This window comes from Caulobacter sp. SRI_008 (assembly GCF_057586355.1).
The window spans coordinates 158411-173853 of the sequence record NZ_JBYCZS010000003.1 but is presented as its reverse complement, the minus strand read 5'-3'; the positions used below and the strand labels follow the sequence as shown (position 1 = coordinate 173853).

General features: G+C 68.6%; 12 protein-coding genes and 1 tRNA gene. 5 read left to right on the top strand and 8 right to left on the bottom strand.

The features are described 5' to 3' along the window. Positions 1 to 69: 69 nt before the first annotated feature. Positions 70 to 654: a TetR/AcrR family transcriptional regulator gene (locus tag AC2YHT_RS04215; RefSeq protein WP_487288331.1), complete on the bottom strand. Its 585-nt coding sequence runs from the start codon at positions 652 to 654 to the stop codon at positions 70 to 72. A 104-nt stretch (positions 655 to 758) separates the two neighbouring features. Here AC2YHT_RS04215 and AC2YHT_RS04210 point away from each other — a divergent pair, with 104 nt between their 5' ends. The 3 genes from AC2YHT_RS04210 (at position 759) to AC2YHT_RS04200 (ending at position 3151) form a co-directional block, all read left to right on the top strand. Continuing rightward, on the top strand, positions 759 to 1574 hold the full coding sequence (locus AC2YHT_RS04210) for an oxidoreductase (RefSeq protein WP_487288330.1): 816 nt from the start codon (positions 759 to 761) through the stop codon (positions 1572 to 1574). A 39-nt stretch (positions 1575 to 1613) separates the two neighbouring features. Next, entirely contained in the window at positions 1614 to 2639 is a 1026-nt protein-coding gene (locus tag AC2YHT_RS04205) for a zinc-binding dehydrogenase (protein WP_487288329.1), read from the top strand. A 437-nt stretch (positions 2640 to 3076) separates the two neighbouring features. Continuing rightward, positions 3077 to 3151 (top strand) — tRNA-Gly (locus tag AC2YHT_RS04200). A 79-nt stretch (positions 3152 to 3230) separates the two neighbouring features. On the opposite strand, the gene AC2YHT_RS04195 is transcribed toward AC2YHT_RS04200, so the two are convergent. The 5 genes from AC2YHT_RS04195 to AC2YHT_RS04175 all read right to left on the bottom strand — a co-directional run bounded on the left by AC2YHT_RS04195 (position 3231) and on the right by AC2YHT_RS04175 (position 9017). Then, on the bottom strand, positions 3231 to 3653 hold the full coding sequence (locus AC2YHT_RS04195; protein ID WP_487288328.1) for an EF-hand domain-containing protein: 423 nt from the start codon (positions 3651 to 3653) through the stop codon (positions 3231 to 3233). A 148-nt stretch (positions 3654 to 3801) separates the two neighbouring features. Next, positions 3802 to 5298, bottom strand: coding sequence for a PepSY-associated TM helix domain-containing protein (locus AC2YHT_RS04190; protein ID WP_487288327.1), 1497 nt, complete (start codon positions 5296 to 5298; stop codon positions 3802 to 3804). Continuing rightward, the gene (locus AC2YHT_RS04185; RefSeq protein ID WP_487288326.1) at positions 5298 to 5861 is read right to left on the bottom strand and encodes a hypothetical protein; all 564 of its coding nucleotides are present in this window, start codon (positions 5859 to 5861) and stop codon (positions 5298 to 5300) included. Before AC2YHT_RS04185 ends, AC2YHT_RS04190 begins: the two co-directional genes overlap by 1 nt. Continuing rightward, complete coding sequence (locus AC2YHT_RS04180; RefSeq protein ID WP_487288325.1) at positions 5858 to 8164, bottom strand: TonB-dependent receptor; 2307 nt, start codon at positions 8162 to 8164, stop codon at positions 5858 to 5860. The genes AC2YHT_RS04185 and AC2YHT_RS04180 overlap by 4 nt, the downstream gene beginning before the upstream one ends. A gap of 118 nt (positions 8165 to 8282) precedes the next feature. Continuing rightward, positions 8283 to 9017, bottom strand: coding sequence for a helix-turn-helix transcriptional regulator (locus AC2YHT_RS04175; RefSeq protein ID WP_487288324.1), 735 nt, complete (start codon positions 9015 to 9017; stop codon positions 8283 to 8285). A 95-nt stretch (positions 9018 to 9112) separates the two neighbouring features. Between AC2YHT_RS04175 and AC2YHT_RS04170 the strand changes: the two genes are divergently transcribed. Next, positions 9113 to 9886, top strand: coding sequence for a glutathione S-transferase family protein (locus AC2YHT_RS04170; protein WP_487288323.1), 774 nt, complete (start codon positions 9113 to 9115; stop codon positions 9884 to 9886). An 83-nt stretch (positions 9887 to 9969) separates the two neighbouring features. Continuing rightward, on the top strand, positions 9970 to 10695 hold the full coding sequence (locus AC2YHT_RS04165; RefSeq protein ID WP_487288322.1) for an energy transducer TonB: 726 nt from the start codon (positions 9970 to 9972) through the stop codon (positions 10693 to 10695). A gap of 1060 nt (positions 10696 to 11755) precedes the next feature. On the opposite strand, the gene AC2YHT_RS04160 is transcribed toward AC2YHT_RS04165, so the two are convergent. Then, positions 11756 to 12835, bottom strand: a complete 1080-nt coding sequence (locus AC2YHT_RS04160) for a cytochrome c peroxidase (protein ID WP_487288320.1) — start codon at positions 12833 to 12835, stop codon at positions 11756 to 11758. A gap of 3 nt (positions 12836 to 12838) precedes the next feature. Then, complete coding sequence (locus tag AC2YHT_RS04155; RefSeq protein WP_487288319.1) at positions 12839 to 15346, bottom strand: TonB-dependent receptor; 2508 nt, start codon at positions 15344 to 15346, stop codon at positions 12839 to 12841. Between the last annotated feature and the right edge of the window lie 97 nt (positions 15347 to 15443).

Sequence of the window (15443 nt, the reverse complement as noted above, 5' to 3'; positions counted from 1 at the left end):
CGTTGCGACCAGCGCCTAGGGTCAGTTTTTGGCGCACCGTCGCCAAAGATTAAGTTGATCTGACGCCGCTTAGGTCGCTGACGATGCGCTAGTTCGCAAAAGCGTCAGCGCCGCTTCTTGACCCGCCGCGAGAATGCGATCGGACATCTCGACGTCGTCGACGGCGCGCGCGATTTGCAGCGTGCCGATGCAGGTCGCCAGCAGCGCCGTGGCGGCGGCTTCCCGGTCCGTGGCGTGCGGCGGAAGGTAAGCCGCGACCAGCTCGGCGAACGCAGCGACGCGCTCGGTGTAGGCGGACCTGGTTTCCAGAGGTTCGCGCGCGATCTCGGCGGCAAGCGCGGAGGTGGCGCAGCCGTCCTGCGGATTGTCGCGGTGCACAGGGGAGAGATAGGCCGCAATCAGCCCTTCGAGACCGTCAGCGGCAAGGATCTGTCGCATTTGGTCGGCCTGCGCGTCGAGGGCGGCGATCAGGCTTTCGCGCACCAGTTCGGCCTTAGACTCGAAGTGGGGATAGAAGGCGCCGTTCGTCAGGCCAGCATCCTTCATGACGCGCGCCAGGCCGGAGGCGGCGATGCCGTCGGCCCGGAAGCGTTCCGAAGCCGCCTGCAGGATGCGCTCGCGCGACGCGTCCCGATGACCTTTTTCATAGCGCATGTCCTGCCTCCGAGATTCTCATTGCATTACGATCATACTTCCACATTATGATTGTAATGCAATGAGCAGCGTCGTTCTTGCGCCTGCTGCCTACGGGAAGGCCCATGACCATTCAACGCAAGAAGATCGCCCTGGTGACCGGAGCTTCCGCCGGCATCGGCCTGGCCAGCGCTCAAGCTCTGGCCGCGAGCGGTTACACGGTCTATGGGACCAGCCGCCGACCGACCGTCGCCGCGCCCAAAGGGGTTCGTATGGTGGTGTGCGACGTCACCGACGAGGCGTCCGTCCGAGAGCTGGTCGCCGAAGTGCTGGCCGAGGCAGGCCAGATCGACGTGCTGGTCAACAATGCGGGTCTTGGCCTGACAGGCGGGGCCGAGGAAAGCTCGATCGGTCAGGTCCAGGCCCTGTTCGACGTCAACCTGTTCGGCGTCATGCGGATGACCAACGCCGTGCTGCCGTCGATGCGCGCCCGGCGCCAAGGTCGCATTCTCAACATCAGCTCGGTTCTTGGACTGATCCCCGCGCCCTATTCCGCCCATTACGCGGCCACCAAGCATGCCCTGGAGGGCTATTCGGAGTCGCTCGACCATGAAGTTCGGGCCTTCAATGTCCGCGTCTCCCTGATCGAGCCGGGCTACATCCGCAGCACCTTTGACCAGAACGCCGTAGAGGCGGACGCCCAGATCGCCGTCTATGATCAGGCGCGAGCGGGCGTGCGGGCGCTTTTGGACGAGGTCATGCCGACCGCCGAGTTGCCCGAGGTGGTGGCCGCGGTGGTTCGCGCGGCCGCGGTCGATCCGCAGCCGCGTCTGCGCTACCCGGCCGGCAAGCTGGCCAAGCAGATCACGCTGTTGCGCCGGTTCGTGCCGGCCAAGGCCTTCGACAAGAGCCTGCGCAAGCAGATGCGACTGCCCGCATAGGCTCGCGCTTTGAGACCCCCGAACCCCAGGACTGACGAAATGACCGACCAGGCTCTCGAAATGCACATCCCTCGCAAGGGATCGGCGATGGTGATGACCGCGGTCGAGCGCCGTCTGCCGCCACCGGCCGCCGGTGAGGTCCGGGTCGCGATCGAAGCGGTCGGCGTGGCCTATGCCGACATCATGATGCGGCAGGGCGTCTATGCGGGACACAAGCCGCCGATCACGCCGGGTTATGACCTGGTCGGCCGGGTCGAGGCGATCGGACCAGGCGTCAAGGGCCTGGCCATCGGCCAGCGCGTTGCCGGGATCACCGTCTTCGGCTCCTACGCGACCCGCCGCAACGTCGCGGCGCAATGGCTGGTCCCCGCGCCCGAGGGGGTGGATGCGGGCCGGCTGGTGGCGGCGGTCCTGAACGGGGTGACGGCCTGGCAAATGCTCCATCGCATCGCCAACCCCGCGCCAGGCGAATGGGTTTTGGTGCATGGGGCCGGCGGCGGCGTGGGCGGTCTGCTGCTCGACATGGCGCGCATCGCCGGCGTGCGCGCCATCGGAACCGCCTCACGCGGCAAGGCCGACGCCGTCGCCCAGCGCGGCGGCGAACCGATCGACTACGCGCGGGAGGACGTCGTCGTCCGGGCCATGGCCCTGAGCGGCGGCGGCGTGGCCGCGGCGTTCGACCACCTTGGCGGAAAGCACTTCAAGACGGTCTCGATGCCGGCGCTGCGTCCTGGCGGCGTTGGCGTGTTCTACGGCGCCTACGATGTCAGTCGAGGCGGCAAGGTCAATCCGCTGGCGGTGGCCGATCTGCTCCTGAACGCGCGGTTCTCCAGCCTTGGCCTGTTCGCCAAGGGGCAGGGCGTGGTCGCCTACTCCAGCGAGCCCTGGCGCGATGGACGGCCCAGCGCCTATCAAAACGATCTGGCCACCGTGCTGAAGTTGGTGGCGGATGGCGTCGTGACCCCTGAGGTCGGCGCGACCTATCCGCTACGGGCGGCGGCGGAGGCTCATCGCGCGCTTGAGGCTCGATCGGTGACCGGCAAGATCGTGCTCCTGAACGACTGACCGCGCCTGGGCAAGCGTCGAGTTTCTGGAGACTCGCCAACGGCGGTTTTTGGCGCTTTGCCGCCCCTCAGACCCTTGACCCCCCGAGATCCCAGGACCCTAGATGGTCGCGCTCCACCGTCTAGAGGCTCATATATAGCGGTTCGTCGCCTACTGCCGGGTCTCGACCAAGCGGCAGGGCGACTGCGGTCTGGGGCTCGACGCCCAGCACGTCACTGCGGGCCTTGGCGACGGCAAGCGCTTGGCGGTCGCCGGGCGACCATCCGCAAGCATTACGCGGATCCCGCGACCACGCCCACACCCCTCATTGCGCTTGAGCGGGCCGTGAAGACCGGGTAGACGGGACGCCTTCGGAACGGTCTCTGTTGACCGCTGTGTAAACCGATCAGGTTCAGAACAGCGGAGAGGGCGGTAAGCTCTTGAAAACATTGACGCGCGCGGGCGTAGTTCAGAGGTAGAACGTCAGCTTCCCAAGCTGAATGTCGGGGGTTCGATTCCCCCCGCCCGCTCCAAACTTCCCAGACAGTCGAGACAGAGCCCTGGCAGGGCGGCGCGGTCCGGATCGTCGGATCCGTCCGCGCCGGAAGCGGCCTACTTGTCGTCGCCGGTGATGAAGCCGTCGCCGTCCTTGTCGCGGCCCTTGAACTCGCGGTCGGCCAGGGCGGTGATCTCGGCCAGGGTGACCTTGCCGTCCCCGTTCCCGTCCTTGTCGGCGGCGGTGACCGCGTCGATGCGCTTCTGGGTCTTGGGATCGTCGGCCGGGGCGGCCTTCAGGTAGAACTGGGTGATCTCGTCCAGGGTCAGCTTGCCGTCGCGGTCGGCGTCGAGCTTCTTGAACAGGCCGGCCCGCTCGGTGGTCCATTCGGCCGGACTGACCTTGCCGTCGCCGTCCTTGTCGATCCGGGCCAGGCCGCCGTTCAGGGGCTCGCCGGCCAGTGCCAAGCCAGCCTGGGTCAGGGAGGCGCCGGCCGACAGGATCGCGGCCAGGGCGACGAGGGTCTTCGTGCGCTGCATGGGAGTGTTTCCTCGCTATCGTTTCTTGTTGTCGGGCGTGCGTTGGACGGGTTCGGAGGCGTCGCCCCCGCGTCCCGCTCGCACGCCCGAGATAGCGGCATTATTTCAATATACGAGTCAATGACTCATATATTGGGATTTATATCCATCAGGCCTGGGCCGTCCGGCGCGACCCCCAGACCGACGCCGCCAGCAGGCCGGCCCCCAGCACCAGCGAGGCGTCGAGGATCCAGGCGACAGGATCCACCGTCCGGCCGGTGTTGAGGCCCAGGTGCACCAGGGCGACGAGGGCCAGGCCCACGGCGCTGGCCAGGCGCAGGCGGATCGACAGCGTCGCCGGCGTCCACAGGAACGCGCAGGCGTTGGCCGCCAGGGTGACGCCGCCCCACACCGCGACCGGCGGGACGCTGGGCGCCAGCAGGGCGACGATGGCCGAGACGGCGTAGGCCAGGGGCTGGCTCCAGCAGAAGGCGACCCACACTCGCTCCCAGCGCGGGGCCGGGCGGCCCTTGTCGCGCCGGCGGGCCAGCCAGATGGCCACGCCGCTGGCGGTCACGGCCGTGAGACCCAGGCCCAGCAGGAAGTAGGCGACCTTCACCGGCCAGCCGCCGAACCAGCCGAAGTGCAGCGGCGTCAGGCTGGAATAGATGGCCATGCCCAGGTTGCCGCTCTCGAAGCCGGCCGGGCCCAGCACCTTGGCGTTTCCGTCGACGATGATGATCTCGCCGCGCGACAGCTTGCCGGGCGTCGTGCGGTTGACGCTCATGTGCTGGCCGGTCTCGCCGGGGTGCTCGACGAAGATGTAGTTGAAGCCGGCCTTGGGGTTCTGGGCCTGCAGCACCGCCAGGCCCCTGGCCACGTCGATCACCGGGGCCGGACGGGCGTCGTCGGCCACCGGCGGGCCGCTGAACAGGGCGAAGACCTTCTCGCGATCGCCGTCGAACACCACCATGGCCAGCACGCCGACGATCAGCACGCTAAGGCCCAGGAACGCGCCGGTCAGCGACACCACCACGTGGAAGGGCAGGCCCCAGACCGAGATGCGGTTGTGCAGGTCGGCCTCCTGCAGGCGCTTGGAGCCGCCCCATCGAAACGCGAAGGCGTCCTTGAACACCCGGGGATGCGACAGCACGCCCGAGACCAGCGACGACAGCAGGGCCACGCCCGTCAGTCCGACCAGGAAGAAGCCCCAGGTTCCCGGCAGGTGCAGGGCGGTGTGAAGCTTGGCCTGGAACTGGCTCCACGGCGTCCTCTGCTCGGCGACGATCTTGCCCGAGGCGTCGGCGAACCAGGTGTGCTCGCCGCCCTTGGCGTCGTCGCCGTGCACCGACAGGCGGGGCAGGGCGGGTTCGGGCATGCGGATGAAGAGGTCGTGGGCCTTGGGGTTCTTGGCCAGCACCGCCTCGAAGGCCGCGCCGACGGCGGCCGGGGTCACGCTGTGCAGCACCGGAGCCGTGGGTTGCTCCCAGCGATTGAACTCGCTGGTGAACACCGCCACCGCGCCCGAGAAGCAGACCAGATAGATCAGGGCGGCGAAGGCCAGACCCAGCGCCGAGTGGCCGGCCAGCATGGCGCGCACGAAGGCGGCGGGGATCTTCGGCCAGATCGGCTTGCCGGGCTTGGGCTTGGCTTGCGGGGCGTGCATCAGAGGGAGCCCTTCAGGAACACGGCGCCGAAGCCGAGGACGGTGACGCCGACCAGCACGGCCAGGGCGCGCAGGATCTTGTCGTCCGACAGGGTCCAGGCCATGCCGCCGGCCCACAGGAACGGCACCAGCATGCCGCCGATGATCAGCCGGGTCTTGACCTCGGCCGGGAAGCAGACGGCGACGGCAAGGCCGACGCCCATGGCCGCGGCGCCGCCCAGCGGCCCGGCCAGAAAGCCGCGCAGCCAGCCGCGCCAGGCGACGCGGCGGCGGTCCGACGGCTCCAGGGCCAGCTCGCGCGGGGCCTTGCGCCTGGCCGTGCGCAGCTCGACCCCGGCGGCGACCACGGCCAGGGCGACGGTGGAGGCCAGGGCCAGCATGATCGACGGACCGCGCACGACCCCGAGGATCGGCGCGGAGGCGACGAGCGTGGCCGCCAGCAGCGCCCAGCCGCCGACGATCAGCCAGGGCCGGCGGGCGTCGGCGTGGGTCCAGGCGCGCCGCAGCAGCAGCGCGCCGCCCAGGGCGATGGGCGCAAGGGCGAGACCACCTAAGCCGATCACCAGCGGGTCTCCAGCGTCACGCCCAGGATGCGCGGCTCGCCCAGCAGGGCCACCGGCACGTCTTCGCGGGTGTACTGCTTGTACTTCTCGTTCAGCAGGTTCTTGCCGAACACATAGGCGCCCCAATGGGCGGCCTCGTAGCCGAAGCGGCCGTTGACCAGGGTGCGGGCGTCGGCGATGCGGCCGTCCTGCTCGCCGCCGGCCTCGGTATAGGCCTTGGCGCGGTAGTTGGCGTTGAGGTTGGCGACCAGGCCGTTGTCCCAGCGATAGTCGCCGCCGACCGCGAAGGTCCAGTGCGGGGCGTAGGGGAATTCCGAGCCCGACAGGTCGCGGATGTCCGAACCCGTGCCGACCCGGAACTCGTCGAACTTGGTCTTGGTGTGGCCCAGCGAGGCCCACCAGCTGGCCTTCGGCGACAGGCGCTGGTTCAGCTCCACCTCGAAGCCGTAGAGGTGCGAGGTCCCGGCGTTCTCGACCTGGTAGTCATAGGTGTTGAGGCCCAGGTTGACGATCACCTGCTGGTCGCTCCAGTCGACATAGTAGGCGTTGGCGTTGGCCGTCAGCCCCCACTGCGGCCAGTAGGAGCGCAGCGACAGTTCGTAGTTCCAGGTGAATTCCTGATCGTAGGGCACGACGGTGGCGCGGGCGACGTTGACCGTCGATCCGCCCGAGCGGTAGCCGCGCTGCACGACGAAGCTGGTCGAGAGGTCGTCGGTCCAGGCGTACTTGACGCCGAGCTTGGGCAGGAAGGCGTCGAACTTGCGCGTCGAGCCGGGCGAGGCGGCGCCGGCCTGGGCCACCATCGAGGCGACGAAGTTGTTCACCAGCACCACGTACGGCGCGTAGGCGCCGAAACTGGCCGGGGTCGGATAGGTTCCGGCGAACACGGCCGTCTGAGACGACTCCTGCTCGTTCTCCTCGTGGTCGTAGCGGAAGCCGGCCAGCAGACTGAGCTTGGCGGTCAGGTCGAAGCTGCCGTCGGCGAACAGGGCGGTGGTGGTGACGATCTCCGGCGCGTCCGACGAATAGTCGACCGGGATCACCGGCAGGGCGGCGACATAGATGGTCGCGAAGGCGTTGGCCTGCGCCTGAGCCGTGGCCAGCGGCGTTCCGCCGCTCACCAGGGTCGAGGTCAGCACGCTGACCAGGGTGGCGGTGGGGAAGGTGACGTTGGTCAGGCTGGCCGACTTGCGGTCGGAGTCGCGCTTGGCGTGGTAGAGGCCGACCAGGCCCTTCAGCCGCTCGCCGTCGTAGTTCAGGCGCACTTCCTGGCTGGTGGTCTTGGTCAGCTCGTCCTGGCCGCCATAGGACAGGGTCTGCGGCGTCAGGTCGGCGTCGTAGCGCTGCATCAGGTCGACCTTGCTCCACGAGAACGCGCCCGACAGGGTGAAGCGTTCGCTTAAGGCCTGCGAGAGCTCCAGGTTGAAGATGTCGGTGGTGATGTCGCTGGTGTTGGGCGTGTCGGTCTTGCTGACGCGGTGGTCGTAATAGTCCGGCGTGTCGGTGCGGGCGTAGGTGTAGAGATAGCCCGACTTGTTTTCGTTGCGGCTGTAGGTGGCGATCGCCTTGAAGCCTTCCAGCGCCGTCGGCGTCAGCAGCAGCTTGGCGCGGTACGAGCGGGTATCGACGGCGTCGTCATCGCGCTTCTGCACGGTGTTGTAGATGAAGCCGTCGGCCTGGCGATCGTGGAAGGCTGCCCGGAAGGCCAGCTGGTCGTCGATGATCGGGCCGCCGCCGGCCAGGCCGATCGAGCGGTCGTCGCCGCTGGCGAAGGCGACCTGGCTATTGAAGTTCCAGTCGAAGTTCGGGTCGGTGGTGCGGATGATCACCGCGCCGGCCAGGGCGTTGCGGCCCTGCAGGGTCGACTGCGGACCGCGGAAGATCTCGACCTGGCCCACGTCCCACATCTCCAGCGGGCCGCCGTACATGGCGCGCTCGGGAATGGCCGCGCCGTCCAGATAGACCGTGGCCAGGCCGCTGGTGCCGCCCCCCGAGACGTTGTTGTTGGCCACGCCCCGGATGGTGAAGCCGCTCTTGCCGTAGGTCTCGCTCATGTTCGCCGTGCGGGCGACCACGTCGTAGAAGCTGCGGATCTGCTCGCGCTCGATCGTGCGGGCGGTGGTCACGGCCACGCTGGTGACAGTGTCCTGCAGCGTGCGGGCGGTCTTTTCGCCGGTCACGACCACGGCGTCGACCGCGGTGGGGGCTTCGGGCGCCGTCGCGATCGGCTCCTCGGCTCGAACCACGCCCGCCAGCGCCGCCCACGCGCCCAGGGCGCTCGCCATCATCAACCGCGATCTCATGCACTTCCCCCGTTACTAAGAACGGGTCGCAGCTACCGGGCGTTCAATTGCGAGTCAAATGCAAACTCATTCGCAAAAGTAATCGCTGGGCGCACAGTTTCGATGCCGACGTTCCGGTTCAGGAGGAGGGCAGGGCCGGTCCCGCCGCCTTGGCCGCGTCGTAGGCGGCCCATTCCTCCTCCATCTGCCGCTGCCAGCGCGCGCGCAGCACGGCCGGCCGCTGGCCGTGGCGGTCGTCGAGGAACTGCGCCGCCACCACCCGGTCGGTGCGGAAGTTGCGGAAGTCGCTGCGCAGCTCGCACCAGGCGATCAGCATCCGCACGGTCGAGAGGTAGCCTACGGTGACCGGCCAGACGACCCGCTGGCTGACGGCGCCCTTCTCGTCGCGATAGTCCAGCCGGATCTTGCGGCCGGCGTGGATCCAGGCGCGGGTCTGGGCCATGTCGATATTGTCGGGCGTCGGGTTCCACGGCGCGGGGGCGCGGGTCGCCGGCTCCAGCACATAGGGCCGCAGGTTGTCGGGCACGGCGGCGGCGATCTTGGCGATCAGATCGCGGGCGGCGGTGGCCAGGGCGGGATCGCCACGTCCGGCCACCCATTGGGCGCCCAGCACGGCGGCTTCGATCTCGTCCGGCGTCAGCATCAGGGGCGGCATGTCGTATCCGGCCTCCAGAACATAGCCGACGCCCGCCTCGCCGCGGATGGGCGCCCTCTGACCGACCAAGGCGGCGATGTCGCGATAGACGCTGCGCTTGGAGGTCTCCAGTTCGGCGGCGATGGAGTCGGCGGTGACCGGCGTCCGGCTGCGGCGAAGGATCTGGATGATCTGGAATAGGCGTTCAGCGCGTCTCATGGGTCCCACAGTGCCGGATCGTTGCTGACAGCATGCTGGCAGCAGGGTGGCGGCAGTCTGTCCTCATCGCAAGACCGCACGAGAGGGACCTCGAGATGATCACGCTCTACGCCGCCGGCCCGGCCTACGGCCTGCCTGAGGGAAGCCCCTACGTCACCAAGACCGAGATCCACCTGATGATGGCGGGTCTGGCCTACCAGAAGCTCCCGGCCCATCCCGAGACCTCGCCCAAGGGTCAGTTGCCCTGGATCGACGACGACGGGGTCAAGGTCGCCGACTCCACCTTCATCCGCGCCTACCTCGAGCGCAGCTATGGCGTCGATCTCGACGCGGGTCTCACCCGGGTCGAGCGCGCCCAGGCCTGGGCGATCGAGCGGATGGTCGAGAACCAGCTGGGCTGGGCCAACTGCTACTTCCGCTTCTTCGACTTCGACAACTTCGAGAAGGGGCCGGCCCATTGGTTCGACGGCGCGCCGGAGGCCATGCGCCAGGACCTGAAGGCGGGCCTGCTCGACGCGGTCGAGGCCAATCTGAAAGCCGTCGGGATCGGTCGCCACGGCCCGGACGAGATCGTCGAGCTGGCCGCCTGGTCGCTGACCGCGCTCTCGGAGATGCTGGGCGACAAGGCCTTCATGATGGGCGAGCGGCCGACCAGCGTCGACGCCATCGTCTTTTCCATGCTGGCCCAGATCCTGACGCCGTTCTTCGACTCGCCGATCCGCCAGCGGGCCGAGGGGTTCTGCAACCTCGTGGCCTATGCCGAGCGGATGCTGGCGACCTTCTATCCGGCCTTCGCGCCCCAAGGCCGTGAGGAGGTGCGGCCCGAGGTTCGCGGAGAGGCTGGGCAGGAGACTTTGTGGGCCGCGTGATCCGTAGCCGTCCGGACGTTGTTTCGGGGCGCGCCTTCCTGTAGATGCGACGCATTCTTATTGAGTGCGTGGAGTCTATCGGCGTGGGACGACCCCGGACGGGCGGGCGAGGCGGGGACAAGGCGCTCGCGGCGGGCGTTTCCCTGGGCCTGCACGCGGCCGCCGTTCTGGCGCTCGTCGGCTTCGTGCGCACCATGCCGGGCCTGTCCGAGCCGCCGGCCATGGAGGCGGCGCTGTTCGAGGCCCTGACCCCCAGTCCCGAGCCTTCGCCATCTACGGCGTCTAGCGAGCGGCGGGCGCAAGACGTGCCGCGCGAGGCCCGCAGCGTCTCGCCGATCCGCCCGCGCCCGGTCCCGATCCCCGCGCCCGAGCCGCTGTACGCCGCCCCGCAGGTCGCGCCGCAACCGGTCGAGAGCCGGGTTTCGTCGTCGGTGACCCCCGTCGCGGCGGTCGCCGCGGCCGCCTCTGCCCCGGCCGGCGGCGGCGCGCCGGTGCAGGTGCGCGGCGATGCGTCCAAGTTGCACGACCCCTACGCCGCCCAGGTGCTGTCGTGGATCGAGGCCCGCAAGACCATGCCCGAGGCCCTGCGCCGCCGCCGCTCCCAGGGCGTCGTCGTGGTGGCCTTCACCCTCGACCGTTTCGGCCGAATGTCGCGGGCGGTGGTGGTCGAAAGCAGCGGCGACCACGCCCTCGACGCCGCCGCCATGGACCTCCTCACCGCCGCCGCCCCCTTCCCCAAGGCCCCCCGCGACTCCGACTGGAACCGCCGCCGCTTCGAGACCCCGATCGCGTATGCGGTGAAGGGGTAGATCCTCTCCTTAGCCCTCGTGAAGGTGGGGCTGGATCCAATGCTCGATCCCTCTCCCCTTGCGGGAGAGGGTGGCCCTGCGGAGCAGGGGCGGGTGAGGGGTCTCTCAGACCTCAAATCCGCGTGCAGCGGTCAGGCCGGACTCGGGGCCCGATCCCTCTCCCCGTAAAATCCCCGCGAAAGCGGGGACCCAGGCTTTTTCTGCAACCCACGGCGCTGATCCCTCTCCCCTTGCGGGAGAGGGTGGCCTCGCGGAGCGAGGTCGGGTGAGGGGTCTCTCAGAACTGAAAGCTGCGTGCAGCGGTCCGGCGGGGCGCGATGTTGGATGTCTGAGAGACCCCTCATCCGACGGCCTTCGGCCGCCACCTTCTCCCGCAAGGGGAGAAGGATCGGGTGATACGCACGCTGCTCACACGGCGTACTCGTAAAAGAATCCAACCAAATCAACGCCCTACAACTTTATAACCCCAACTTATCCTCCCCCACTCAACCCGTCCCATAATCAAACCCATCCCAGCCATGGGGAGGGCTCTTGGTACCGGCCCGAGTTAGCGGCTGAGATCGCATCGAGCGGGGCCGCTTGTTGCGTCATGGGAAGGGCGGGTTTGCAGGATCGCTCAGAAGGCGTGATTGGGCCGCCAGCCGTTCCGTGACGAGACAAGCGGGTCGACAGGGTCGGGATCGTTTCAAACCGGCCTAACAGGATCAGCCGAGGCGCCGCCGGATCACCGCGGGGCTATTGGTCCTGCCCGTCCGAGGGACAACCGGGTCCAGGGTTGAAAAAGCACCCGCGCCCCCGGTCCTTCGAGCCTACGGTGCGGCGGAGCGGTCAGACGAAGCCGAAACGCTAAACAACATCACGGTCCCCGGGCTCCGCCCGGCCGCTCCGCGCCTCCCCACCAGCTTTCGTGGATCGCCACGGGAGGGCGAAGTCGCATGCCTGCGCTGGCCCCCTCCGGCCCTCTGGGCCACCTCCCCCAGAGGGGGAGGATCCTGGCTCCTCAGATGCTCCCCCTCTGGGGGAGCTGTCGCGGAGCGACTGAGGGGGCCGCCGCAGGCGGCTACAGCGTCTCCAGAAACGCCACCAGCGCCGCCTTCTCCTCGCGCGTCAGGCCGAGCGGCTTCAGCAGCGGGGTGGTGGTCGGGAACAGGCGGTCGCCGACCTGGTCGGGCTTGGGCCGCAGCCGGGCGCCGCCTTCGTTGTAGAAGTTCACCGTTCCCTCCAACGTCGGGAAGATGCCGTTGTGCATGTAGGGCCCGGTCCGCGAGATCCCGCGCAGCGACGGGGTCAGGAAGGCCCCCACGTCGGCCGGGTCGCCGCTGACCTCGTAGCGGCCCAGGTCCTGCAGCTTGCGGCCATAGAAGCTGAGGCCGATGTTGTGGAACTTGCCGTCCGACAGCAGCGGGCCGTTGTGGCAGTTGGCGCAGCCGGCCTTGCCCTGGAACAGTTCCAGCCCCTGCAGTTCCTGGTCGCTCAGCACCCGGCCGCCCAGGCTCAGCACCCGGTCCCACTTGCTGCTGCGCGGCTTGAGGGTGCGCTGGTAGGCGGCCAGGGCCTTGGCGGCGTCCTGGGCGGTGACGCGCTTGCCGCCGAAGACCTGCGAGAAGGCCTTGCGGTAGTCGGGGTCGGCGTTCAGCCGGCGCTCGACCTCGCGCGGGTCGGCGGCCATCTCCTTGTGGTCGACCAGCGGACCGAGCGCCTGGGTCTCCAGGCTGCCGGCCCGGCCGTCCCAGAACAGCGGCGTGCGCCAGGCCACGACGGTCAGGGTCGGGGCGTTGCGCCGACCGCGCTGGCGGTCGTGGCCGAACGAGGTCTTCACCCCGTCGCCGAACGCCAGCTCGGGATTGTGGCACGAGGCGCAGGCGATCTGGCCCGAGCCCGACAGCCGCGGATCCTCGAACAGCTTCTGGCCCAGCGCGACCTTTTCCGGGGTCTGCGGATTGTCGGCCGGGACGACCGGGGCGGGCAGGGCGCCGAACGGGGTGAACGAGGCCCCGGGCAGCAGGGTCGGGGCCGGCCAGGTTTCAGGCTTGCCCGAGAAGGCGGCGCGGCGAACCGCGTTCGCGTCGGGAAGCGGCGCTAGCCCGATCAGGGCCGCCGCCGTTCCCAGCAGGAGCAGGAGATTCGCCGCGCGCTTCATGGGTTAGAACTTGTAGCTCATGCCCACCCAGAACGAACGGCCAAGCTTGTAGGGCTGGCTGGTCGTCGAGGCCGTCACCGTCTGCGGCGTCACGTCGAACAGGTTGGTGATCCGCAGGTCGAGGCGGGCCTCGCCGTACGCCGTCTTGGCGATCAGCGCCTGGATGTTGGCGTTGAAGGTCGTCTGGGCCTTGTAGCGGACCACGTCCCACACCGCGTAGCGCACGCTGCTGACGGTCTGGTACGTACCCGTCTCCTCGATCTGGTCGAAGCCCGAGCGCCAGCGGGCGTTCAGGTTGGTGCGGATGCGGCCGCTCCACCAGTCGGCGCTCCAGTCGGCGTTGACCAGGCCCGGGGCGGCGTAGTTCAGGCGCTGGTTCTCGGAGATCACGCCCAGCAGGCTGCGCACCTCGCCCTTGTAGTAGATCAGCTCGTCGGCGTACTCGCTCTCGTCCGACGGATCCTCGTAGTAGTTGTCGCTGAGGTTATCCTCGGTCTTCGACCACGAGCCGTTCACCGTGACGGTGTGGCGGCCAAAGCCCCGGCTCCATTCGGCCGACAAGCCGCGGAACGAGGTCTCGCCCTCGTTGCCCAGGTGCGTGGTGTTGTAGGTGTAGGTCTGGTTGTTGGTCTCGCGGACATAGCTCTGCACCGTGACCACGCCGGCGGTGAACTGGTCGCGGGCCTCGCGGGCCACGCCCTTGATCCGCGCCACGCCGCCGAACACCGGCTTGGAGAGGGCGAAGGTCAGCTCGTCGGAATAGGGCGTCTTGACGCCGGTGCCGGCCACGCCGGCCGTCACCGAGTGCGAATAGAGGTACCAGTCGCCGGCCACCAGCTGGCCGTTCACCGTCGAGGTGGTGCGGCGATAGACCTTGGTGCCCGGGTACTGCGACTTGATCGCGTAGCCGAGGAAGTCGCGCGAATAGTAGCGGTTGGCGCCGACCGTGGCGGTGACCTCCCACGGCAGTTCGTAGACCACCGACAGGCGCGGGGCGAAGCTGTGGTTGTCGAGCAGGCTCTCGTGGTCGTAGCGCAGGCCGCCGCGCACGGTCAGCGGGCCGCGGCTGACCTCGTACTCGGCGAAGGCCGAAACGGAGTCGAGGCTCGCCTCGGCGTCATAGGCCGCATAGTAGATGGCGCTGGTCAGGACGACGTCGCCGGTCTTGCAGGCCACGTCGCCGGTGGCGCACGAGACCAGGCTGCTGACCGTGCCCTGGCTGTAGGCGTAGTTGTCCTCGGGGCGGCGCTTGCGGGCCGTGACGTGGCCGTAGTCGGCGCCGACGCGCAGCTCGCCGCCCAGCAGGGGCTGGCTCCAGCGGGCCTGCAGGCCGATGTCTTCCTGCCACTGGTCGAGGTCGCCGAAGCTGCCCTCGGTGCAGTTGGTGTTGGAGCACCAGTCGGCGTAGGTCGAGGCCGAAGGCCAGGAGAAGTTCGGATCGGGCGCCTTGCGGCCGCTCTGGGCCTTGGCGTAGGTGGCCGCCAGCGACCAGTTGGCCTCGTCACGCTTGCCGGCCAGTTCGAGCTTGCCGGTCAGGCCGCCGCCCTTCTGGGTCATGACGGCGTTGCGCGAATTGTTGGCCGAGTTCTCGCTGGTGTAGGGGCTGTAGGCGATCTGGCCGCGCAGCACGAGATCGGGCGCGAGATCGGCCTCGACCTTGGCCAGCACGTTGTCGCTGCGGCTCTTGAGACCGAAGGGCGTGCCGCCATAGGCCGCGGCGCGGTAGTAGGTCATCTCGGTTTCCTGCCGGCCGGCGCCGAGCAGGACCCGAACCTTGTCGTTGATCGGCAGGTCGACCGTCGCGTTGACCTTGCACTTCTCGTAGTTCGGGTGCGCCGGCACGCTGGAGCCGAGGGCGTCGCGCGTGGCGTTGGGGATCTTGAACGAGGTCAGGCTGTCGTTGGTGCAGCCGAAGGTGACCGAGCCGCCGAACACGTGGGCCGGCTGGCGCGTCTCGATCTGCACCATGCCGCCGGTGAAGCCGCCGTACTGGGCCGAGATGTTGCTGTCGCGGACGGTCAGGCTCTCGATCAGGTTGCTGTCGAGCCAGATCGACTGGGCGCTGCCGCCGGCCGTCTCGTTGTAGTTCTGGGCGTTGCTCGACAGGTCGACCACGTTCAGGCGGCTGTTCACGCCCACGCCGTCGATCGAGAAGTAGTTGTCGTAGTACTGGCCGCCCGAGAGCGAGATGTTGGCCGGCCGCAGGTCCTGGATGCTGTCCTGCGTCGCCAGGCCCTGGTCGGCGTCGAAATTGGCGTAGGGCAGGATCTTCAGGGTCTCGATGACGTCGCCGTTGCCGGGCGTGCGGTCCTCGATGGCGCGGCGGGTGATCTTCGAGGTGCCGGAATCGACCGGGTCGGCGGCCTCGTAGGCCGCGGCCGGCGGCTGGGCGGCGGTCGCCTCGATGCTGACCTTGGGAAGGCGCTCGGCCTGTTCGTCCTGGCTCCAGGCCTGTCCGGCCGCGCCCAACGCAACGGCCATCGCCGCGGTGGCCAACATCGCTTGCTTCATCACTCGCCCCGTACTCAACGCTTGTGCGTATCAATCGCAATAAGGGCGCGGGTCATACGGGTGTTGAGATCGACTCGCAACTACGTGCTGGCCGCAA